This is a genomic window from Humitalea rosea, assembly GCF_003253705.1.
Taxonomy (GTDB): domain Bacteria; phylum Pseudomonadota; class Alphaproteobacteria; order Acetobacterales; family Acetobacteraceae; genus Humitalea; species Humitalea rosea.
The window spans coordinates 41200-61321 of the sequence record NZ_QKYU01000001.1 but is presented as its reverse complement, the minus strand read 5'-3'; the positions used below and the strand labels follow the sequence as shown (position 1 = coordinate 61321).

Here is a 20122-nt window from a genome sequence, read left to right as displayed (position 1 = left end):
GGCGCCCTGATGCTCCTCTACATCCTGCGCCGGATCGCGCTGGCGCTGCCGGCGCTGTTCGGGCTGGTGGTGCTGACCTTCATCCTGTCGCGCGTGGTGCCGGGCGATCCGGCGGCAACCCTTGCGGGGGATGCCGCCACCCCGGCGCAGATCGCCGATATCCGCGCGCGCTACGGGCTGGATCGTCCCTTGCTGGAACAGGCGCTGGTGCATGTGCGGCAGGTCGTCTCGGGCGATCTCGGCAATTCGCTGTTCTCCGGCCGGCCGGTGTCGCTGGAGATCATGCAGCGCCTGCCTGCAACCTTGGAATTGACCTTCGTCGCATTGGTCTTCGCGACGATCCTCGGCGTCGCACTCGGGCTGGTCGCGGCCCTCGACCACAACGGGCCGATCGACCATCTGGTGCGGATCGTCTCGGTCGGCGGGCTGGCCATCGCCTCCTTCTGGCTCGCCATCATGCTGCAACTGCAATTCTCGATGGAGTGGAACATCCTGCCGCTGCGCGGGCGCATCGACGTCATCTACGGGATGCCGCATCGGGTGACGGGCTTCCTGCTGATCGACACGCTGCTGGCCGGGCGGCCCGACATGTTCCTCGATGCGCTGCGGCATATGGTGCTGCCGGCGATCACCCTCGCCTTGCCCGGGCTTGCCACCATCGCCCGCTTCACCCGCAGCGGCGTGCTGGAGGCCTTGCAGAAGGATTACGTGCTCTATGCCCGCGCCGCCGGCTATGGCCGCTTCCGCCTCGCCGCGATCTATGTGCTGCGCAATGCGATCACGGTGACGGTGACGCAGATCGGGCTGCTGTTCGGCGCGCTGATCTCGGGCGCGGTCGCGATCGAGGCGGTGTTCGATTGGCCGGGCCTCGGCACCTATGCGGTGCAGGCGATCCTGTCGGCGGATTACAAGGCGCTGCTGGCCGTCACCCTCGTCGTCGGCGTGGTCTATGCGGTGGTGAATGTGCTGGTCGATGTGGCGCAGGCGCTGATCGACCCGCGCGTCGCGCAGCGCGCCCGATGAGCGCGCTGCGGCAACTGCTGCGCGACCCGGTGGCGGCACTCGGGCTCGCCATCGTGCTTTTCGCCGTGCTGGTCGCGATCTTCGCGCCGTTCTTGGCACCCTACCCCGACGATGCCTTCGAGAGCCACATCATGCAGCGGCTGCGGCCGCCCTCGGCCGAGTTCCTGTTCGGCACCGACAACCTCGGCCGCGACATGTTCTCCCGCGTGATCCTCGGCACGCGCAGCGCGCTCTTCGTCGCGGTCTCGGTGGTCTTCGCCGCCATCGTCATCGGCGTGCCGGTCGGGCTCGCCGCGGGCTGGCGCGACGGCTGGCTGTCGGAGACGCTGATGCGGGTCACCGACATCTTCCTCGCTGTGCCGCAGCTGATCCTGGCGCTGGCACTCGGGCAGTTGCTCGCGCCCGGCATCGGGGCGGCGATGGTGGCGCTGACCCTCACCTACTGGCCCTTCTTCGCACGCACCGTCTTCGCGGAGACGCGGCGGCTGCGAACCTCGCTCTTCGTCGATGCGCTGGCCGGGATCGGCGCGCATCCGGTCCGCATCCTGCTGTTGCATGTGCTGCCCAATGCCGCCCCGGCGGTGCTGGTGCGGGCGACCATCGGCATGGGCTTCACCATCCTGACCGCGGCGATCCTGGGCTTCCTCGGCGTCGGCGCGGCGCCGCCGGAGCCCGACTGGGGCCTGGCCGTGGCCGAGGCGCGGCAGCATCTGCCCGAGGCCTGGTGGTTCGCGACCTTCCCGGGCCTTGCCATCATGTTGCTTGTGCTGGGCTTCAACCTTCTCGGCGACGGGCTGCGGGATGCCGCCGATCCGCGCCTGCGCCGCTCGCGCCGATGATGCCGCCGCTGCTGGAGATCTCCCAACTCGCCGTGACGCTGCCCGGTGGCGGCGCGCTGGCCGAGATCCTGGATGATGTGACCTTGAAGGTGCCGGCCGGCTGCATCACCGGCGTCGTCGGCGAAAGCGGCTGCGGCAAATCCACCTTGCTGCGCGCCATCCTCGGCATCCTGCCGCGCCATGCGCAGACGCCGCGCGGCGGCATCTTCTTCGAAGGGCACGACATCCTGCCCGATCGTGCCGCCGGCGTGCGCGGCCGCATCGGCTTCGTGCCGCAGGACCCCTACCTCTCGCTGAACCCGCTGTTCCGCGCCGGCGACCAGATCCTGGAAATCATGCGCCGCCACGCCAAGGGCAGCCGCGCCGAACACAAGGCACGGCTGGTCGAGCTGTTCCGCGCTGTCCAACTGCCCGATCCCGAAGCGGCCTTGCGGAAATACCCGCATGAATTTTCGGGCGGCCAGCGCCAGCGCCTGTTGATCGCCGCGGCCTTGAGCTGCGAGCCACGCCTCGTCGTCGCCGATGAGCCGACCACGGCCCTGGATGTGACGACGCAGCGCGAGATCCTGGGCCTGCTGCGCGAACTCACCCGCGCGCGCGGCCTGTCCATGCTCTTCGTCACGCATGACTTCGGCGTGCTGGCCAGCCTGTGCGACGATGTCGCGGTGCTTTACGCCGGGCGCGTCGCGGAGACGGGGCCGACGCGGGCGGTGCTGGATGCGCCGGCGCATCCCTATACGCGGATGCTGCTGGCCTGCCACCCGGATCGCGCGGCGGACCTTGCCGGCATTCCGGGCGCGGTGCCGCCGGCGACCGCGCAGCCCTCCGGCTGCCGCTTCCATCCGCGCTGCCCGCTGGCGCGCGAAAGCTGCGCGCGTGAGGTGCCCGTGCTGCAACCGATCCCTGGCGGGCGCGCCGTCGCCTGCCCCTTCCATGCCGAAGCGCTGCCGGAGTTGGCCCTTGTCTGAACTGCTGGGGTCTGAACTGCTGGGCGCCACCGGCCTCGTCACCGATCTGGGGCAGAAGGCGGGGCTGTTTCGCCGCGCGGCACCGCTGCACGCGGTCGATGGCGTCACCCTTTCGATCGCGGCCGGCGAGGCCTATGGCGTCGTCGGCGAAAGCGGCTGCGGCAAGACCACCCTCGCCCGCACCTTGCTCGGGCTGCAACGCGAGGCGGCCGGGCAGATCCGGCTGGAGGGACAGGATGTCTCCGCCCTGCCCCCCGCCCGCGCACGGAAACGGCGCAGCGCCATCCAATACGTCCACCAGGACCCGGGCGCGGCACTCGACCCGTGGTGGCGCGTGGGCGCGACCTTGGCCGAGGGGCTCATCATCCACGGTGTCGGCGATGCCGCCGAAAGGACCACGCGCATCGCCGAAATCCTCGCCGCGGTCGGGCTCGACCCCGCGATGGCCGAACGCTACCCGCATGAGCTTTCCGGCGGGCAGCAGCGGCGCATCGGGCTCGCGCGCATCCTGCTGCTGCGGCCGCGCCTCGTGATCCTGGACGAGCCGACGGCGGGGCTGGATCTGTCCGTGCAGGCCTCGGTGCTGCGACTGCTGCGCGATCTGCGCGAGCGCTTCGGGCTCACCTATTTGTTCATCTCGCATGACCTCACCGTGGTCCGCCGCGTCTGCGACCGCGTGGCGGTGATGTACCTCGGCCGCATCGTCGAGGAGGCGCCGGCCGCGCAGCTTTTCGCCGCCCCGCGCCATCCCTATACCCGCGCGCTGCTCGCCGCCGCGCCGCATCTGGACGGGCGCGCCGCCGGCCCGTCCTTGCCCGGCGAGCCGCCCTCGCTGAGCCGCATCCCCACCGGCTGCCGCTTCCATCCGCGCTGCGGCCTCGCCACCGCCGTATGCGCGGCGCGCGAGCCGGCGGTCGAGGCTGTCGGCCCCGCGCATGCCGTCGCCTGCCACCATTGGCGCGAGGCCGCCTGAGCATGATCTGCGATCCCGTCAGCCTGGAAATCATTCGCGGCGCCGCGCGCGCCGCGCAGGCGGAGATGGAGGCGTTGCTGGAACGCACCGCCATGTCCGCCTTCATCCGCGAGAAGAAGGATTTCTACACCGCGCTGTTCGACGCCGAGGGCGCGATGGTGGTCGGCAGCGATCTGCCGATCTTCGGCGACATCGTCGGCCCGGTCGCGGCAAAATTCCCGCTGGAGACGATGCGGCCGGGGGACCTCTACTGGTACAATGACTGCTACGGCAGCCGTGGCGCGGTCTCGCATTCCAACGACCAGGTCTTCCTCGCACCCGCCTTCGTCGATGGCGCGCGGGTCGGCTTCGTCATGGGCTGGGCGCATTTCTCCGATATCGGCGGGCTGCGGCCAGGCTCGATCAGCCCCGATGCCACCGATCATTTCCAGGAAGGCATCATCATCCCCCCCGTGCGGCTGATGCGCGCAGGCGAGACGAATGAGGCGCTGCTGGAGGTCTTCTGGCGCAACAGCCGCTTCCCGACGCAATCCCAGGGCGATACCCGCGCGCTGATGGCCGCGGTCCGCCTCGGCGAGAAGCGGTTGGAGGAGATCGCCCGCCGTTTTGCCCCGGACGTGCTGGCCGATGCCTTCGCCCAGCTTCTCTCCCGCACCGAGACCATTGTGCGCCAGAAACTGCGCGCGACTTTCCCGGTCGGCACCACGCGTTTCACCGATGCGATCGATTCCGACGGGCATGGCAATGGCCCCTTCCGCCTGCGCCTGGCGCTGACGCGGACGGAGGATGACCGCTTCATCCTCGATACCTCCGAGACCGACGACCAGGCGATCGGCCCGGTCAACCTGCTGATGCATCCGGATGTGCCGGGCATGGCGCTCGGCCTGTATTTCCTCCAGGGCGAGGACGGCCAGGTGCTCAATGCCGGCGGGCCGCGCGCGCTGGATGAGGTGATCCTGCGGCAGGGCTCGCTGCTCGCCCCCCGCGCCCCCGCGCCGCTCGGCCTGCGCGGCATCACCATGATGCGGCTGCTGGCGGCCCTGCATGGGCTGGTCGCGACCGCCCGCCCCGGCGAGGCACCCGCCGCGCATTCGGCCTATGTCGTCGTCGCCTTGCGCGGGATGGTGGCCCAAAAATCCTTCCTGATGAGCGATGGCGTCGGCGTCGGCTATGGCGCGCGGCCCTTCGCCGATGGCACCGATGCCGTCTATTTCGTCGCGCAGGAGAACTATCCCGTCGAGTTCATGGAACTCTCCTATCCGGTGCGCTTGCTGCGCTATGCGCTGCACGAGGATTCCGGCGGCGCCGGGCGCTATCGCGGTGGCTGCGGCGTGGTCCGCGATTATGAGGTGCTGGTCGATGGCGCGATGCTCGCGGTGCGGCTGGATACGGTGGTGAACCCGCCCTGGGGCGTCGCCGATGGCATGGGCGGCGGCACCGGCAGCGCCATCGTCAATCCCGGCACGGCGGGCGAACGCCGCCTCGCCTCGCTGTCCGATGGCACGGTGCTGAACCGTGGCGATGTGCTGCGGCTTGCGACCGGCGGCGGCGGCGGCTGGGGCCATCCGCATGACCGCCCGGCCGCGACGGTGCTCGCCGATGTGCAGGGCGGCTTCGTCAGCGCCAAGGCGGCGGCGCGCGATTATGGCGTCGCCATCACCAACAACACGCTGGATGCCGCCGCCACCACTGCCTTGCGCGCGACGCGGCCCGCCGCCGGCGCCTTCCACCGGAGAGCCTATGCCGATGTCCTCGACTGAACCACGGCCGTTGCTGGTCGCGGTCGATATCGGCGGCACCTTTACCGATGTGACCTTGCAGGATACCGCGACCGGCCAGGCCTGGATGGCCAAGACGCCCTCCACCCCGCATGACCCGTCCGAGGCTTTTTTGGCCGGCGTGCTCCTGGCCCTGGAAGGCGCGGGGCGCGGAGCCAGCGGCATTGGCCGGGTGCTGCATGGCACCACCGTGGCGACCAATCTGATCCTCGAGGGCCGCACCGCCCGCACCGCCCTCGTCACCACCACGGGCTTCCGGCATGTGCTGGAAATCGGCCGCGCCGATCTGCCCCGCCGCGACAACCTCTGGGCCTGGATCAAGCCGAAGCGCCCGGTGCCGCCCGAGCACGTCTTCGAAGTCGCCGGCCGCATCGCCGCCGATGGCAGCGAGTTGACCCCGCTCGACGAGGCCGCGATCCCCGCCATCGCCGCCCGCATTCGCGCCATGGGCGCCGAGGCGGTGGCGATCTGCTTCCTCCACGCCTTCGCCAACCCGGGCCACGAACAGCGCGCCCTGGCGCTGCTGCGCGCGTCCCTGCCCGACCTGGCCGTCACCGCCTCGACCGAGGTGCTGCCCGTCGTGCGCGAGTATGAGCGCAGCATGGCCGCGGTGCTGAATGCGGCGGTGATGCCGGCGGTCTCGACCTATCTCGGCCGGCTGGAGGCGCGGCTCGCCGAGGCCGGCATCGCGGCCCCGCTGCTGCTGATGAAATCCAATGGCGGCGTCGCGGGCTCAGCCGCCATCCGCCGCGCCCCGGCGCAGACCGCCCTCTCCGGCCCCGCCGCCGGGGTGGTCGGCGCCCGCGCGGCGGCCGAGGCGGCGGGGGTGCAAAACCTCATCACCGTCGATATCGGCGGCACCAGCGCGGATATCTGCCTGATCGCGGAGGGCCGCATCGGCCTCACCCAATCCGGCCGCGTCGGCCCCTGGCCGCTGCCACTGCCAATGCTGGACATGGTGACGATCGGGGCCGGTGGCGGCTCCATCGCCCGCATCGGGGCGGGCGGCGCGCTGACCGTGGGGCCGCAGAGTGCCGGCGCCGCGCCCGGCCCCGCCTGCTACGGCCGTGGCGGCACCGAGCCCACGGTGACCGACGCGCATCTTTACCTCGGCCATCTGACGCCGGCTCTGCTGGGCGGGCGCATGGCGCTGGACCCGGCGCTGGCCGAAGCCGCGCTGGCCCGCGTCGCCACCCCGCTCGGGCTGAGCCTGGAGGATGCCGCGCGCGGCATCCTCGCCATCGCCGACAACAACATGGTCGGCGCCATCCGCGTCGTCTCGGTGGAGCGCGGGCATGATCCGCGCGGCTTCGTGCTGGTGCCCTTCGGCGGTGCCGGGCCGCTGCATGGCGCGGCGCTGGCGCGGCTGCTCGGCATCCGCAGCGTGATGGTGCCGCAGGCGCCGGGGGTGCTTTGCGCGCAGGGGTTGGCCGCGGCCGATCTGCGCGCCGAATTCAGCCGCAGCATCGCCCGCCCGCTGGCGACCGCCACGACCGAGGAGATCGAGCAGGGTTTTTCCCGGCTGGAGGCCGAGGCCGCCGCCTGGTTCGCCGATGAGGCGGTGGCCGAGGCCGATCGCGGCGGCGCCCGCGTGGCACTGATGCGCTATGCCGAACAGGGCTTCGAGCTGCCCATCCCATGGGCGGGGCTGGCGGGGCTGGGCGAGGCCTTCGCCGCCGCCCACCGCGCGCTCTACGGCTTCGACCTGCCGGGCATCGCGGTCGAGATCGTGACCCTGCGCCTCACGGCCACCGGCGCGCTGCATGGCGCCCCCCAGCCGCGCCCCACGGGCGGCGATGCCGAGGCGGCGCGGATCGGCACCCAGCCGATGCGGCTGCCGGGCGGTATCGCGACCGTGCCGGTGCTGGACCGCGCCCGGCTTGGCGCCGGGGCGCGGTTTGCGGGCCCCGCGATCGTCACGCAGCTTGACGCGACGACCCTGGTGCCGCCGGGCTGGGATGCGATGATCGAGCCCACGGGCGTGATGATGCTTCACGCCCGGGACTGACCCTCCTCAGCGCAGCGGGAAGCCCATCGCCTGGAGGATGCCGGCGAGCTTGTCCCGCCCCGCCAGCGCGGTGATCCGGCCGAGGCGGCGCAGGACGCGGCTGCTCCAGTTGTCCTGCGAGATCTCGTTGCGCTGGGAGAAGGCGCCGAGCTTGGCATCGTAGCCCGCGCGCAGCGCCGCCTCATCCGGGGTGCCATATGTCTCGTGGAACAGCACCGCGGCCTGCGGCAGGCGGGGCTTCACCTCATTGGCGACCTCGGGGGCGGCGTAGCCGATGCAGAGCCCGAAGACGCCCATCACCCCGGGCGGCAGGCCCAGCACCTCGGCGACCTTTTGCGGGTCGTTGCGGAGCGCGCCGATATAGACGGTGGCCAGGCCCAGGGATTCCGCCGCGACCACGGCGTTCTGGGCGGCAAGCCCCGCATCCAGCGCCGCGACCAGGAAGGATTCGAGATAGGGCAGCGCCACCAGCTCGGTGCCCTCGGCGTTGCCGAGCCGCTCATTGCGCGACAGATCGGCCAGCCAGACCAGGAAGACCGGGCATTGCTCGATATGCTTCTGGTTGGCCGCGACCTTGGCCATCACCGCCTTCACCGCGGGATCGGTCACCGCGATCACCGACCAGCTTTGCAGATTGGAGCTGGTGGCGGCCGATTGCGCGGCGGCGACCAGGGTTTCCACCGTGCCGGGGGGCAAGGCATCCGGGCGGTAGCCGCGGATCGAGCGATGCGAGAGCAGCAGCGCGATATGCTCGTTCCATGGCCCGGCGGGCGGCAGGGCATCGGCACCGTAGCGCAGGGTCAGCGCATCCTGCTGCGACAAGGTGATCGGGGCGGCGTTATCCATGGGGCAGGTATCCGAAGGGGGGAGCTGGGTTTCATCTGGCGGCGGTATGGCCTTCTGGCAAGCCAGCGCCGCGCCCCTGCAGCGGCCCGACCAGCAGGACCGTCGGCACCGACACGGCGAGCAGCGCGCCCACCGCCACCATGGCGTGCCGCCAGCGGCCCCGGATGACCATGACGCGCGTCTGGCGAGCATCCGCTCCAGCACCTACAAACACCCCATGCCGCTACCGGCACGAGATAGAGGGATTCCCCGGAATGTTCGATTTCACCGGCAAGCGGGTCTTGGTCTGCGGCGGCTCCAAGGGCATCGGCCGCAGTGTCGCCATCGGCTTCGCCCAAGCGGGCGCCGCCGTCTCCATCTGCGCGCGCGGCGCCGAGGCGCTGGCCGCGACCAAGGCCGAGCTTGGCGCACAAGGCCATGCCGCCCGTTGCGACCTGTCGCGCGCGGAGGAGATCGCGGCCTACATCGCCGACGCCGAACAGGCGCTGGGCGGCATCGACGTGCTCATCAACAACGCCTCCGGCTTCGGCGCCACGGATACCGAGGCGGGCTGGGCCGCGGGGCTCGGCGTCGATGTGATGGGCACGGTGCGCGCGACGCATGCGGCCTTGCCGGCGCTGAAGGCGAGCCGCGGCTGCATCGTCAATGTCGCCTCGATCTCGGGCTTCGGCCCGTCGATGCGCACGCCCGCCTATGCGGCGGTGAAGGCCCTGCTGATCAATTACACGCAGAGCCAGGCAGCGATCTATGGCACCGACGGCATCCGGGTGAACGGCATCGCGCCAGGCTCGATCGAATTCCCCGGCGGGTCGTGGGAGCGGCGGCGGACGGAGGACCCCAAGCTCTACAACGGCGTCCTCGCCCGCATCCCCTTCGGCCGCATGGGCACGCCCGAGGAGGTCGCGAATGTGGTGCTGTTCCTCGCCTCCCCGCTCGCAAGCTGGGTCACCGGCCACACGGTGGTGGTCGATGGCGGCCAGTTGCTGAACTGAGGCGCCAGCTGAACTGAGGCTTCAGGCCTTCTCGACGTTCCAGAAGATCGGGAAGGAGGATTCCATCAGCCCGACCAGCGAGGTGCGATAGGCGGCCGGAATGGTGAACTGGCCCCACATCACGCTCGGGGTGAGTTCATAGGCCAGGCGCTGGATCTCGGCGGTCAGGCGCAGCCGCTCCTCCAGCGTCTCGGCATTGGCGAAATCCCGCGTCAATGCCGGGATGCGCTCATCGCAGGACCAGCCGGGATAATCGGCGCAGGTGCTGGCGACGTAGAAATGTGTGAGCGGGGTGAGCATGTCCACGCCGTTGGAATAGACGGCGAACATGCTCCAGCCATCATGCCGCGCGCGGCGGGCGAGCACGGTGCCCCAATCCATCTGCTGCTCGTCCACGGTGAAGCCGGCGGCCTTCATGTTCTGGATCAGCACATGCGCCGCGGTCTGCGAGATCGAGCCTGAGACTTCAAGGAATTGCACCGGCTGGCCGGCATAGGCGGTCCTGGCCAGATCCGCCTTTGCCTCCTCGATCGAGAAATTGGCGATCTCCGCACCGGCGGTGGTGCTGTAGGGCGCATCGCACATCCAGAAGGACGGGCATTGCGGCGCGCGGAATTTTTCCGGGATGCCGATCGCCTGCAACACCGTGCTCTGGTCCACGAGCTTCCACAGCACGCGGCGCACGGCGGGATCGTCGAAGGGGGGCGCTGCGTGGTTCAGGCGGAAATTGCCCTGGAACTGATGCAGCCCGCCGAGCGAGAGCAGCTTGATGTCGCGCGACCGCTCCAGCCGGGGGATCCAGTCGAAGGGCACGTATTGCTGGTAGTCGATCTCATTCGCCAGCAGCGCCGTCGCCCCCGTCGCCTGGTCGGGCATGACGCGCAAAGCGATGCTGTCCACCTTCACGCGCTTGCCGCCGGCGAGGAAATCGGGCGGCTCGCTGCGCGGCACGTAATCGGCGAATTTCTCCAGCACCATGACATTGCCCGGCCGCCACTGGTCGGGGAGGAAGCGGAACGGGCCGGAGCCGATGATCTCGGTGATGCGCTGGTCGCCCGGGGTCTTGGCCAGCCGTTCGGGCAGGATGAAGGGCACCGGCGCATTGGGCTTGCCCAGCACGTCCAGCACCAGCGGGAAGGGCCGCTTCAGCACCAGTTCGAAGCCCAGCGTCCCCTTGGTGGTCAGGCTCGCATGCGCCTCGCGCAGCATCCGCCCCAGCGCGTCGCGCGGCATCCAGCGGTTGAGCGAGGCCACGACGTCGGTCGCGGTGACCGGCGTGCCGTCATGGAATTTGAGGCCCGGGCGCAACGAAAAATTCCAGGTCAGCCGGTCGGCGGAGACGGTGTGGCTCTCGACCATCTGCGGCTGGATGCGGCCCTGCCCGTCCATGGCGAAGAGCGTGTCGAAGACATGGAAGCCGAAGGTGCGGGTGATCGCCGCCGTGGTCATATAGGGGTCGAGGATGACCACCTCGGATTCCAGCACGAGGTTCAACTGCTGTGCGGCCCGCGCCTCGGGCGGGCGGATGATGCCGGATGCAGCCAGCGTGGTTCCGGTCGCAAGCAGGCCACGGCGCCCGATCGTCGTTGCAGTCATGCTGTTTTTTCCTCCGGTCGCAGGGGGAGCGGGCCTCGCCGCTCGATATATCCTATGCCAGGATGACGCCCTCTCCCGCGCTTGCGCAAGAAGGAAACGCGCCCATGGCCGATGCCGATCTCCTGTTCATGCCGGCGACCCGGGCGGCCGCGCTGATCCGCCGGCGGGCGCTCTCCCCGGTCGAGCTGACCCGCGCCGTGCTGGCCGCGATCGACCGCGCACAGCCCCGGCTCAACGCCTTCGCGACCGTGCTGCACGAGCAGGCGATGGCCGCGGCGACCCGCGCGGAACAGGCGGTGATGGATGGGGCGGCGCTCGGCCCGCTGCATGGCGTGCCGGTGCATATCAAGGACCAGGTGGATACCGAGGGCGTGGTCACCGCGCATGGCTCGGCGATCTTCGCGGGCAACCTGCCCGCGCGCGACGACGCCACGGCGGCGCGGCTGAAGGCGGCGGGCGGCATTTTGCTCGGCAAGACCACCATGCCGGAGTTCGGCCACAAGGGGCTGACCGATGGCCCGAGCTTCGGCACCACCCGCAACCCCTGGGACCTCAGCCGCACCACGGGCGGGTCTTCAGGCGGCGCGGCGGCGGCGGTGGCGGCGGGGCTGGGGCCGATCGGGCTCGGGACGGATGGCGCGGGCTCGGTGCGTATCCCGGCGGCCTGCTGCGGCATCGTCGGGCTGAAGGCTACGCTCGGCGCCGTGCCCTGGGAGGCCTCGGCCGACACCTTCGGGAACAACGTCTATGCCGGGCCGATGACGCGGACGGTGACGGATGCGGCGGTGATGTTCTCCATCATCGCCGGGCCCAGCGCGCGCGATGCGCAAAGCCTGCGCGGGCCGGGCCTGGCCCCCGTCCCGCCCGGGCTGATCGGCGGCGATCTGAACGGGCTGCGGATCGGCTACATCGCGAAGGCCTGCAATGCGAAGGTGCAGGCGGAGATGGCGGCGAACACCATCGCCTCGCTCGATGCTCTTTCCGCACGCGGTGCCTTGGTCGAGGAGGTGACCGACAGCATCGACTGGATGGAGTACCAGGGCCGCATCCTGTACCAGGCCGGGTTCTTCGTAAGCTGCACGCCGCATCTGGCGCAATGGCACAACCAGATGGACCCGGTGCTGCTGGCCTTCATGGAGCGCGGATCGAAGTTCTCGCTGACGCAGTATCGCGAGGCGCAATTCGCCCGCACCAGGCTGTTCCGCGCGATCCAGGGCCTGTTCGAGCGCTACGACGTTCTGGTCACCCCGACCCTGACGCGCACCGCGCTGGCCGCCGATTTCGACGCGGCCGACGGGCAGATCGAGATCGACGGCGAGGCCTGCGGCATCACGCGGCAAGGCTGGACCAGCTACATGTACCCCTTCAACCTCACGGGGCATCCGGCGCTGACCATCCCCTCGGGCTTTGCCGGGGATGGGCTGCCGACGGCGGTGCAGCTGGTCGGGCCCTGGGGCGGCGATATGAGCCTGCTGCGGCTGGGCGCGCTGCTGGAACAGGACCGGCCCTGGGCGCAGCACCGCCCGCCGGCGGGGTGAGGCGGCTGCCCCATACGCATGACGCGATCCATGCTAGGTGACCGCGATGCAGACCAAGCCCCCCATCCCCCTCGCCGTCCTTGTTGGCATCCAGACGCCGGAGGTTGACGACGTCGCCCATGCGGCCAGCCTTGAGGAACTGGGGCGGCTGGTGAAAACCCTGGGCTATGAGGTGGTCGGCACCGTGTCGCAGCGGCGCGAGGGCACCGGCGCCGGCTCCCTGCTCGGCACCGGCAAGCTGGCCGAGCTGGCGGCGATGACCGGCGGCACCGGCCTGGTCGGCTCGATGGCCCCACCGCCGAAATCCAAGGCACGGTTGCGCTTCGACGGCGCCTCGGAGGCGGCCGAGCCAGCCGAGCCCGAGCCGGAGGCCCCCCGCAAGCCCGACTTCGTCATCGTCGATCACGAACTCTCGCCCAGCCAGATCCGCAACCTGGAGCGCGCCACCGGCGCCCAGGTGCTGGACCGCACCGGCGTCATCGTCGAGATCTTCCACCGCCACGCCAATACCCGCGAGGCGAAGCTGCAGGTCGAGATGGCGCGGCTGAAATACGTGGCACCCCGCCTGCGGGAATCCTCGGGCGGCGGCGGGCGGCAGCAGGGGCCGGGCGCGGGCGAGAGCACGCTCGACCTCGACCGCCGCAAGATCCGCGACCGGCTGGCGGAGCTGAAGGAGCAGTTGGACGCGGTGCAGCGCGACAGCGACCAGCGCCGCACCGGCCGGCGGGACCAGCTTCGCGTGGCGCTGGTCGGCTATACCAATGCGGGCAAATCCTCGCTGATGCGGGCGCTGACCGGCAGCCAGGTGCTGGTGGAGGACAAGCTCTTCGCCACCCTCGACACCACGGTGCGGACCTTGCAGCCCGAAACCCGGCCCCGCGTGCTCGTCTCCGACACCGTCGGCTTCATCAAGCAACTGCCGCATGATCTGGTCGCCTCCTTCCGCTCCACGCTGGCGGAGGCGCTGGAGGCCTCGCTGCTGCTCTTCGTCGTCGATGCCTCGGACCCGACCTATGAGGCGCAGTTGGAGGTGAGCCGCAGCGTGCTGCGCGAGATCGGGGCGGATGCGGTGCCCTCCCGCCTGGTGCTGAACAAGATGGACCGGGTGGATGACGCCGCGCGCGCCGCGCTGATCCAAAAACATCCGGACGCGATCCTGCTCTCCGCCCACCGGCCCGAGGATGTGAGCGCGCTGCGGGACACCATCATCGCCTTCTTCGAGGCCGCGATGGTGGAGGATGTGCTGGTGCTGCCCTATGCGAAACAGGGGCTGATCGGCGAGGTCTATGACAGCGTGCGCGTCCTGTCCGAGGATTACGACGAGACCGGCCGGGTGCTGAAGGTGCGCGGCCTGCCCGGTGCCATCACACGGCTGCAGCGCAGCCTCGCCGCGCAGTGAGCGTTTGATCTGAATTCGCCGCGGGGTCGCCGGCCTTTTTGCCGGCCAGCGTGACGGCATGGCCTGGCGAGCTTCGCCCGGCAGCACGCATGCCCGGTGGCATGCATGAACGGTGGCACGCATGCCCGGTGGCACGCATGAACGGCGCACCCCTATCGCCGCGGCCCTCACTCCGCCGGCGCGGCCTCTGCCTCCGCCATCACCCCGGGGCCGGCCGCACCGAAGACGAGCGCCCCGCGGATCGTCACCTGACATGCGGCGCCGCGGACCATCCACCCCGCCCCGTTCGTCGCAAGCGCGTCGAGTTGCACGCCATTGACCTCGACCACGCAGCGCATCTGCGCGTCGGGCGCCGCGGATGCGTGGCGGATGACGCCGTTCCCGGCATCGCGGCCGGCCGGCGTGACGACGACGTCCCGCGGACGCAGGAAGGCCGTCGCGGGCCCGTCGGCCAGCGCCACGCGCAAGGGCGCCCGCGGCAGCCGCGCAACATGCAGCACGCCCGCCGCCACCTGGCCTTCGAGCCGCGTGGCATCGCCCAGGAAGCCCGCGACGAAGGGCGTGGCGGGCCGCGTCATCACGGCCGAAGGCGTATCGAACTGAACGACGCGGCCACGCTCCAGAATGGCGACGCGATCCGCGAGCTCCATCGCCTCCTCCTGGTCATGGGTGATGAGGAGGGAGGTGATGCCGAGCCTGTCGTGCAGGCCACGCAGCCAGCGACGCACATCCTTCCGCACCAGCGCGTCCAATGCACCGAAGGGTTCATCCAGCAGCAGCAGCTGCGGCTCGATCGCCAAGGCGCGGGCCAGCGCGACCCGCTGCCGCTGCCCGCCCGAGACCTGGTCGGGATAGCGCTGCGCCAGTTCCGGAATCTGCACCAGATCCAGCAGTTCCCGCACCCGCCGGAGGATATCGGCGTTGCCGGGGCGAAACCGGCGCGGCCGCACCCGCAGACCGAAGGCCACATTCTCGAAGACCGTCATGTGCCGGAACAGCGCGTAGTTCTGGAACACCACGCCGACGCCGCGCCGCCGCGCCGGAACCTGCGCCATGTCTGCACCGGCGATTAAAACGCGGCCGGAATCGGGGAAATCCAGCCCGGCCAGAATCCGCAGCAACGTGGTCTTGCCGGAGCCGGATGGCCCGAGCAGCGCCACGAACTCCCCGGCCCGCAGGGTCAGCGACACGCCTTCCAGCGCGGCCGTCGCCCCGAAGCGCCGCACCACATCCTCGATCTCGACGGTCATGCCGTGGCCCGGACCCTGCGGCCGGCCAAGGCCTCCAGCAGCGCCTTCGCGGCCAGGGTCACCAGGCCGAGCAGGGCGAGCAGCGAGGCGACCGCGAAGGCGCCCACGAACATGTATTCATTGTAGAGGATCTCGACATGCAGCGGCAGCGTATTGGTCTGCCCGCGGATGTGCCCCGACACCACCGAGACGGCGCCGAATTCGCCCATCGCACGGGCGTTGCACAGCAGCACGCCGCTGATCAGCGCCCATTTCACATTGGGCAGGGTGACGCGGCGAAAAATCTGCCAGCCACCTGCGCCAAGGGTGGCGGCGGCCTCCTCCTCCCCACGGCCCTGTTCCTGCATCAGCGGCACGAGGGTGCGGGCAACGAAGGGGAAGGTCACGAAGATGGTCGCGAGCACCAGGCCGGGCAGCGCGAAAATGATCTGGATGTCATGCGCCCGCAGCCAGGGGCCGAGATAGCCCTGCGCCCCGAACAGCAGCACATAGACCAGACCCGATATCACCGGCGACACCGAGAAGGGCAGCTCGATCAAGGTGATCAGCAGCCGCTTGCCGGCGAAGTCGAACTTGGCGATGGCCCAGGCCGCGGCCAACCCGCCCACCGTGTTGACCGGCACCGCGATCGCGGCGACCAGCAGCGTGAGGCCCATGGCGGCCCGTGCATCCTCCTCCAGGATCGCGGCCAGCGCCGGCGCCGCGCCACGCCGCAGGGCCTCGGTGAAGACGGCCGCGAGCGGCAGCAGGAAGATCACCACCGCCAGTGCGAGCGACGTCGCGATCAGCCCCCATCGCACCAGGAAAGGATCCTCGTCGGCGCGCTGCCCGGCGCTGCTCATGCCTGGCCCTGACGCAAGGCGCGTTGCCACAGGTTGAGGGCGAACAGGATCAGGAAGGACAGCACCAGCATCACGAGGCCGATCCCGGCCGCGGCCGCGTAGTCGAACTGCTCCAGCTTCACGACGATGATGAGGGGCGCGATCTCGCTGACCATCGGCATGTTGCCCGCGATGAAGATCACGCTGCCGTACTCGCCCACCGCGCGTGCGAAACCGAGCCCGAAGCCGGTGATGGTGGCGGGCCACAGCACCGGCAGCACGACCCGCCAGACCGTCTGCGCCCGCGTGGCGCCGAGGGTTGCGGCGGCCTCCTCCGCATCCGGCCGCAGGTCGCGCAACACCGGCTCCACGGAGCGGACGACAAAGGGAAGCGCCACAAATATCAGGGCCACCACGACGCCCGCCGGCCGGAAGGCCACCTGCCAGCCGAACCATTCGGCCAGCGGCGCGCCAAGCCAGCCATTGTTCGCAAACAGCGCGGTGAGCGAAAGCCCCGCGACCGCCGTCGGCAGGGCGAAGGGCAGGTCGATGATCGCATCCAGCACGCGCCGGCCGGGGAAGCGGTAGCGTGTGATCGTCCAGGCCAGCAGCAGCCCGACCGGCACGCTGAACAGCGCAGCGAGCAGCGCCGCACCGAAGGAGAGGCGCAGCGCGGCCAGCACGCGCGGGTCAATCAGCACCAGGCCCAGGCGCTGCACCCCAAGCTCCCATGGCTTGATCGCCAGTGCCGCGAGCGGGATGAGCACGATGACCCCGAGCCAGAGCAGCGTGAGCCCGAGCGACAGGCCAAGGCCCGGCAAGGGGTGGCGCCGTCGTCCGAAAGCGGGGCGGGCGACGGCGGCCTTCATCGTCCCGGCTGGTAGATGCGGTCGAAGATGCCGCCATCGTTGAAATGCGTCCGCTGCGCCTGGGCCCAGCCGCCGAACACCGCATCCACCGTGATGAGTTCGATGCCGGGGAAGCGTGACGCATTGGCCTGAAGCGCCGCGCGATCGCGTGGACGGTAGAAGTGCTTTGCCGCCAGATGCTGCGCCTCGTCCGTGTAGAGGTAGCGCAGATAGGCCTCCGCAGTCGCGCGCGTGCCGCGCCGATCGACATTGGCATCGACCACCGCGACCGGCGGTTCGGCCAGGATCGAGAAGCGGGGGTACACGATTTCAAGCCCGCCTTGCGGAAACTCCCGGAGTGCCAGATGTGCCTCATTCTCCCAGGCGAGCAGCACATCGCCCTGGCCGCGCTGCACGAAGGTCGTGGTGGAACCGCGCGCGCCGGTGTCGAGCACCGGCACCTGCCGGAAGAGCTGCGTGACCGCCTGCTCCGCCGTCTGTGCGGTGCCGCCAGGCTGGGCGAGTGCCCAGCCCCAGAGTGCCAGGTAGTTCCAGCGTGCGCCGCCGGATGTCTTGGGGTTGGGCGTGATGATGGCGACGCCCGGCTTCAGCAGGTCGCCCCAGTCCTTCACGCCCTTGGGGTTGCCGCGCCGCGTCAGGAACACGATCGTGCTGGTGTAGGGCGAGCTGTTGTCCGGCAGGCGCTTCTGCCAGTCGGGGGCGATCAGGCCACGCTCGGCGATCGCATCGATGTCATAGGCCAATGCGAGCGTCACGACATCGGCTGCCAGGCCGTCGATCACGCTGCGTGCCTGCTGGCCCGATCCGCCATGCGAGGTGTTGATGTTCGGGCGCGGGTGGCCTTGCGCCGCCCAGCTCGCCGCGAAGATGCGGTTGAACTCGCGGTAGAATTCCCGCGTCGGATCATAGCTGACGTTCAGCAGCGTGGTTGCCGCCTGCGCCCTGGCGCCACTGGCCAACAGGCTGGTTGCCGTGGCCGCCATCAGCGCGCGGCGTCTGAGGGGGGTGGGCATCATGCGCCATGTCTCCTGGGGTGAGGGTGGATGACTTGGGGCGGTGCGCGCAAGCGGGATGTGTGCCGGCCCACTTGCCGCAAGCCTCTGGCCAGCTCGGCCAGGGCATCGGGCGGCAAGGCGTAGGACAGCGCCGCGCCGCCGGTTTCGAAGACCAGCAGGGCTTCGCCCGCGTCGGAGAGCGCAACGCCGACGGCATCGGCGGCAACGCGGGCGGCGGGACCAGGCGGTATGCCCGGCGGCGCGCGGCGCGCGACGTCGAGCAGGCAGGCGACCACCGCGCTCACGGCCCGGTGATCCATGCCAAAGCGGAGCACGGCGCCCTCGGTGGTCTGCACCTCGACCCGCAGCCCGTCGCCCTCCGGCGAGAGGGAGGCGCGGAAGCCGTCAAGCACCGGCCATGTCGCGGATGGGGCGGTCATGTGCGACGGGCCGCGCGGCGGCTGACACAGCCCTGCCGTCCCTGCTCACGACGCCAACTGCCGGGCCGGCTGGTTGTAGAGGCTCGGCGGCCGCGGCAGGCCCAGATGGTCGCGCAGCGTGCTGCCGGCATAGGCGCTGCGGAACAGCCCGCGGCGGCGCAGGATCGGCACGACCTCGTCGGCAAAGATCTCGAAGCCGCCGGGCAGCCAGGGCGGCATCACGTTGAAGCCATCCGCCGCCCCTTGGGTGAACCAGGTCTCGATGTGGTCGGCGACCTGATCGGGGGTGCCGGCCATGACGAAATGGCCCCGCGCCCCGGCCAGCCGGTGGAGCAGCCCGCGCAACGTGGGCTGTTCGCGATCCACGATGTCGAGCACGACCTGGAACCGGCTCGCGACGGCCTGCGAATTCTCCGGCTGGATCAGATGGCGCGGGAAGGGTGCATCGAGGTCGTGGCCGGAGAAATCCACACCCAGCATCTGACGCAGTTGCTGGAGCGAGTAGGCCGGCTGGGTCAGCGCGTTGAACTGCTCCTGCAAGGCGCGGGCCTCGGCCTGCGTGCTGCCGATGAAGGGGCTGAGCCCGGGCAGTATCTTGATGTGTTCCGGCCGTCGCCCGACGCCCAGCGCGCGGGCCTTGATGTCGGCGTAGAAGGCCTGGGCGGCGCCGAGTGTCTGATGCGCGGTGAAGATCGCCTCGGCATGGCGCGCGGCGAAGCCACGGCCGTCCTCGGAGGAGCCTGCCTGCACATAGACCGGCCGCCCTTGCGGCGAGCGCGGTGCGTTCAGCGGCCCGCGCACGCGGAAGTGGCGGCCGACATGCTCGATCGCGTGGATCTTGGCGGGATCGGCATAGAGGCCGCTGGCGGCATCGGCGATGATCGCGTCATCCTCCCACGAGTCCCAGAGTTTCGTGACCACATCGACGAACTCCTCTGCCCGCGCATAGCGCGCGGCATGGGCGGGATGTTCCTCGAGCCCGAAGTTCCGCGCGGCGGCCGGCGATGACGTGGTGACGATGTTCCAGCCCACGCGGCCATGGCTGAGATGGTCCACCGAAGCGAACAGCCGCGCGAGGTTGTAGGGCTCGTAATAGGTGGTCGAGGCGGTGGCGATCAGCCCGATGCGCGAGGTCGCCGCGGCGATGCCGGCCAGCAGTGTGATCGGCTCGAGCCGGAACCTCGGCGCATACTGGATGTTCTCGGCCAGGGCCGGGCCATCGGCGAAGAAGACCGCATCAAAGGCCGCTGCCTCGGCACGCTGCGCCAGGGCCTGGAACCATCCGAGGTCCAGGATCCGATCGGGTTGCGATCCCGGATAGCGCCAGGCGGCCTCATGATGCCCATCGGGGTAGATGAACAGGTTCAGGTTCAGGCTGCGGTCGGTCATGGGCTTGTCCTTGGCTCGGTGAGCACGCCGGCGGGTGCGATCGGCACTCTGCGGTCATCAAACACGCCATCCAATCGTTAAACAAGAAAAGACTCACATATAAACGTTGATAGAGATATTCCCGATCCTCATGGCGGCATCCGACGATGCGGAAACCCCATACCGAGACGAATCATACATTATCTAATTGATATATATGGTCATATATCACACTATTTATGATCGTTAAATATGATTGACTCCATTTAGAAAACGTGGAATCGATGATCACCCCGGCCACTCAAGGTCGGGTGAAGGTGACAGGAGGTCTCGCATGATGGTCTCCGAGATGGCGTGCGGCCTGCGCGTCGAACCGCGCCGCCAGGGCTGTTGACCCTGCGTGCAGGCCGGCCACGCAG

The 20122-nt window shown here is 69.9% G+C and carries 18 protein-coding genes; 9 read left to right on the top strand and 9 right to left on the bottom strand.

Features of this window, described 5'->3' with window-relative positions; translation table 11 throughout:
* Nucleotides 1–9: 9 nt before the first annotated feature.
* The 6 genes from C8P66_RS00290 to C8P66_RS00265 are packed head-to-tail and all read left to right on the top strand — an operon-like array spanning nucleotide 10 to nucleotide 7589.
* Nucleotides 10–1023, top strand: a complete 1014-nt coding sequence (locus C8P66_RS00290) for an ABC transporter permease (protein ID WP_111396143.1) — start codon at nucleotides 10–12, stop codon at nucleotides 1021–1023.
* Nucleotides 1020–1862, top strand: coding sequence for an ABC transporter permease (locus C8P66_RS00285; RefSeq protein WP_111396142.1), 843 nt, complete (start codon nucleotides 1020–1022; stop codon nucleotides 1860–1862). The genes C8P66_RS00290 and C8P66_RS00285 overlap by 4 nt, the downstream gene beginning before the upstream one ends.
* The gene (locus C8P66_RS00280; protein WP_111396141.1) at nucleotides 1859–2830 is read left to right on the top strand and encodes an ABC transporter ATP-binding protein; all 972 of its coding nucleotides are present in this window, start codon (nucleotides 1859–1861) and stop codon (nucleotides 2828–2830) included. The genes C8P66_RS00285 and C8P66_RS00280 overlap by 4 nt, the downstream gene beginning before the upstream one ends.
* Nucleotides 2823–3803 carry an oligopeptide/dipeptide ABC transporter ATP-binding protein gene (locus tag C8P66_RS00275; protein ID WP_245903133.1) on the top strand — a complete coding sequence of 327 codons (981 nt, stop codon included), beginning with the start codon at nucleotides 2823–2825 and terminating at the stop codon, nucleotides 3801–3803. The genes C8P66_RS00280 and C8P66_RS00275 overlap by 8 nt, the downstream gene beginning before the upstream one ends.
* 2 nt (nucleotides 3804–3805) lie before the next feature.
* Nucleotides 3806–5563, top strand: coding sequence for a hydantoinase B/oxoprolinase family protein (locus C8P66_RS00270; protein ID WP_111396454.1), 1758 nt, complete (start codon nucleotides 3806–3808; stop codon nucleotides 5561–5563).
* Nucleotides 5550–7589 carry a hydantoinase/oxoprolinase family protein gene (locus tag C8P66_RS00265; protein ID WP_111396139.1) on the top strand — a complete coding sequence of 680 codons (2040 nt, stop codon included), beginning with the start codon at nucleotides 5550–5552 and terminating at the stop codon, nucleotides 7587–7589. Before C8P66_RS00270 ends, C8P66_RS00265 begins: the two co-directional genes overlap by 14 nt.
* A 6-nt stretch (nucleotides 7590–7595) precedes the next feature.
* On the opposite strand, the gene C8P66_RS00260 is transcribed toward C8P66_RS00265, so the two are convergent.
* Nucleotides 7596–8435: an NADPH-dependent oxidoreductase gene (locus tag C8P66_RS00260; RefSeq protein WP_111396138.1), complete on the bottom strand. Its 840-nt coding sequence runs from the start codon at nucleotides 8433–8435 to the stop codon at nucleotides 7596–7598.
* Nucleotides 8436–8466: 31 nt separating this feature from the next.
* Nucleotides 8467–8607 (bottom strand): hypothetical protein, encoded by a 141-nt coding sequence (locus C8P66_RS23715; protein WP_158537039.1) that lies wholly within the window; start codon nucleotides 8605–8607, stop codon nucleotides 8467–8469.
* A gap of 82 nt (nucleotides 8608–8689) precedes the next feature.
* Here C8P66_RS23715 and C8P66_RS00255 point away from each other — a divergent pair, with 82 nt between their 5' ends.
* Complete coding sequence (locus C8P66_RS00255) at nucleotides 8690–9427, top strand: SDR family NAD(P)-dependent oxidoreductase (RefSeq protein WP_111396137.1); 738 nt, start codon at nucleotides 8690–8692, stop codon at nucleotides 9425–9427.
* Nucleotides 9428–9448: 21 nt separating this feature from the next.
* Here the strand turns inward: C8P66_RS00255 and C8P66_RS00250 are convergent, their stop codons facing one another.
* Complete coding sequence (locus C8P66_RS00250; RefSeq protein ID WP_111396136.1) at nucleotides 9449–11023, bottom strand: ABC transporter substrate-binding protein; 1575 nt, start codon at nucleotides 11021–11023, stop codon at nucleotides 9449–9451.
* Nucleotides 11024–11127: 104 nt separating this feature from the next.
* Between C8P66_RS00250 and C8P66_RS00245 the strand changes: the two genes are divergently transcribed.
* Both C8P66_RS00245 and hflX read left to right on the top strand, forming a co-directional pair.
* Complete coding sequence (locus tag C8P66_RS00245; RefSeq protein WP_111396135.1) at nucleotides 11128–12561, top strand: amidase; 1434 nt, start codon at nucleotides 11128–11130, stop codon at nucleotides 12559–12561.
* 46 nt (nucleotides 12562–12607) lie between these two features.
* Nucleotides 12608–13960 (top strand): GTPase HflX, encoded by a 1353-nt coding sequence (gene hflX / locus C8P66_RS00240; RefSeq protein WP_111396453.1) that lies wholly within the window; start codon nucleotides 12608–12610, stop codon nucleotides 13958–13960.
* 167 nt (nucleotides 13961–14127) lie between these two features.
* On the opposite strand, the gene C8P66_RS00235 is transcribed toward hflX, so the two are convergent.
* Genes C8P66_RS00235 through C8P66_RS00210 form a run of 6 tightly spaced genes read right to left on the bottom strand, consistent with a single transcriptional unit; the run spans nucleotide 14128 to nucleotide 19724 of the window.
* Complete coding sequence (locus tag C8P66_RS00235; protein ID WP_111396134.1) at nucleotides 14128–15210, bottom strand: sulfate/molybdate ABC transporter ATP-binding protein; 1083 nt, start codon at nucleotides 15208–15210, stop codon at nucleotides 14128–14130.
* On the bottom strand, nucleotides 15207–16052 hold the full coding sequence (gene cysW / locus C8P66_RS00230) for a sulfate ABC transporter permease subunit CysW (protein ID WP_111396133.1): 846 nt from the start codon (nucleotides 16050–16052) through the stop codon (nucleotides 15207–15209). Before cysW ends, C8P66_RS00235 begins: the two co-directional genes overlap by 4 nt.
* A complete protein-coding gene (gene cysT / locus C8P66_RS00225) occupies nucleotides 16049–16900 on the bottom strand; it encodes a sulfate ABC transporter permease subunit CysT (RefSeq protein ID WP_111396132.1) in 852 nt (283 codons plus the stop codon). The genes cysW and cysT overlap by 4 nt, the downstream gene beginning before the upstream one ends.
* Nucleotides 16897–17916 carry a sulfate ABC transporter substrate-binding protein gene (locus C8P66_RS00220; RefSeq protein ID WP_111396131.1) on the bottom strand — a complete coding sequence of 340 codons (1020 nt, stop codon included), beginning with the start codon at nucleotides 17914–17916 and terminating at the stop codon, nucleotides 16897–16899. The genes cysT and C8P66_RS00220 overlap by 4 nt, the downstream gene beginning before the upstream one ends.
* A complete protein-coding gene (locus C8P66_RS00215) occupies nucleotides 17913–18335 on the bottom strand; it encodes a hypothetical protein (protein ID WP_146422632.1) in 423 nt (140 codons plus the stop codon). Before C8P66_RS00215 ends, C8P66_RS00220 begins: the two co-directional genes overlap by 4 nt.
* A gap of 45 nt (nucleotides 18336–18380) precedes the next feature.
* Complete coding sequence (locus C8P66_RS00210; RefSeq protein ID WP_111396129.1) at nucleotides 18381–19724, bottom strand: LLM class flavin-dependent oxidoreductase; 1344 nt, start codon at nucleotides 19722–19724, stop codon at nucleotides 18381–18383.
* Nucleotides 19725–20122: the final 398 nt, after the last annotated feature.

Coding starts and splice junctions, on each gene's coding strand:
- C8P66_RS00290 (WP_111396143.1), top strand. CDS start 10: ATGCTCCTCTACATCCTGCGCCGGATCGCGCTGGCGCTGCCGGCGCTG.
- C8P66_RS00285 (WP_111396142.1), top strand. CDS start 1,020: ATGAGCGCGCTGCGGCAACTGCTGCGCGACCCGGTGGCGGCACTCGGG.
- C8P66_RS00280 (WP_111396141.1), top strand. CDS start 1,859: ATGATGCCGCCGCTGCTGGAGATCTCCCAACTCGCCGTGACGCTGCCC.
- C8P66_RS00270 (WP_111396454.1), top strand. CDS start 3,806: ATGATCTGCGATCCCGTCAGCCTGGAAATCATTCGCGGCGCCGCGCGC.
- C8P66_RS00265 (WP_111396139.1), top strand. CDS start 5,550: ATGTCCTCGACTGAACCACGGCCGTTGCTGGTCGCGGTCGATATCGGC.
- C8P66_RS00260 (WP_111396138.1), bottom strand. CDS start 8,435: ATGGATAACGCCGCCCCGATCACCTTGTCGCAGCAGGATGCGCTGACC.
- C8P66_RS23715 (WP_158537039.1), bottom strand. CDS start 8,607: ATGGTCATCCGGGGCCGCTGGCGGCACGCCATGGTGGCGGTGGGCGCG.
- C8P66_RS00255 (WP_111396137.1), top strand. CDS start 8,690: ATGTTCGATTTCACCGGCAAGCGGGTCTTGGTCTGCGGCGGCTCCAAG.
- C8P66_RS00250 (WP_111396136.1), bottom strand. CDS start 11,023: ATGACTGCAACGACGATCGGGCGCCGTGGCCTGCTTGCGACCGGAACC.
- C8P66_RS00245 (WP_111396135.1), top strand. CDS start 11,128: ATGGCCGATGCCGATCTCCTGTTCATGCCGGCGACCCGGGCGGCCGCG.
- hflX (WP_111396453.1), top strand. CDS start 12,608: ATGCAGACCAAGCCCCCCATCCCCCTCGCCGTCCTTGTTGGCATCCAG.
- C8P66_RS00235 (WP_111396134.1), bottom strand. CDS start 15,210: ATGACCGTCGAGATCGAGGATGTGGTGCGGCGCTTCGGGGCGACGGCC.
- cysW (WP_111396133.1), bottom strand. CDS start 16,052: ATGAGCAGCGCCGGGCAGCGCGCCGACGAGGATCCTTTCCTGGTGCGA.
- cysT (WP_111396132.1), bottom strand. CDS start 16,900: ATGAAGGCCGCCGTCGCCCGCCCCGCTTTCGGACGACGGCGCCACCCC.
- C8P66_RS00220 (WP_111396131.1), bottom strand. CDS start 17,916: ATGATGCCCACCCCCCTCAGACGCCGCGCGCTGATGGCGGCCACGGCA.
- C8P66_RS00215 (WP_146422632.1), bottom strand. CDS start 18,335: ATGACCGCCCCATCCGCGACATGGCCGGTGCTTGACGGCTTCCGCGCC.
- C8P66_RS00210 (WP_111396129.1), bottom strand. CDS start 19,724: ATGACCGACCGCAGCCTGAACCTGAACCTGTTCATCTACCCCGATGGG.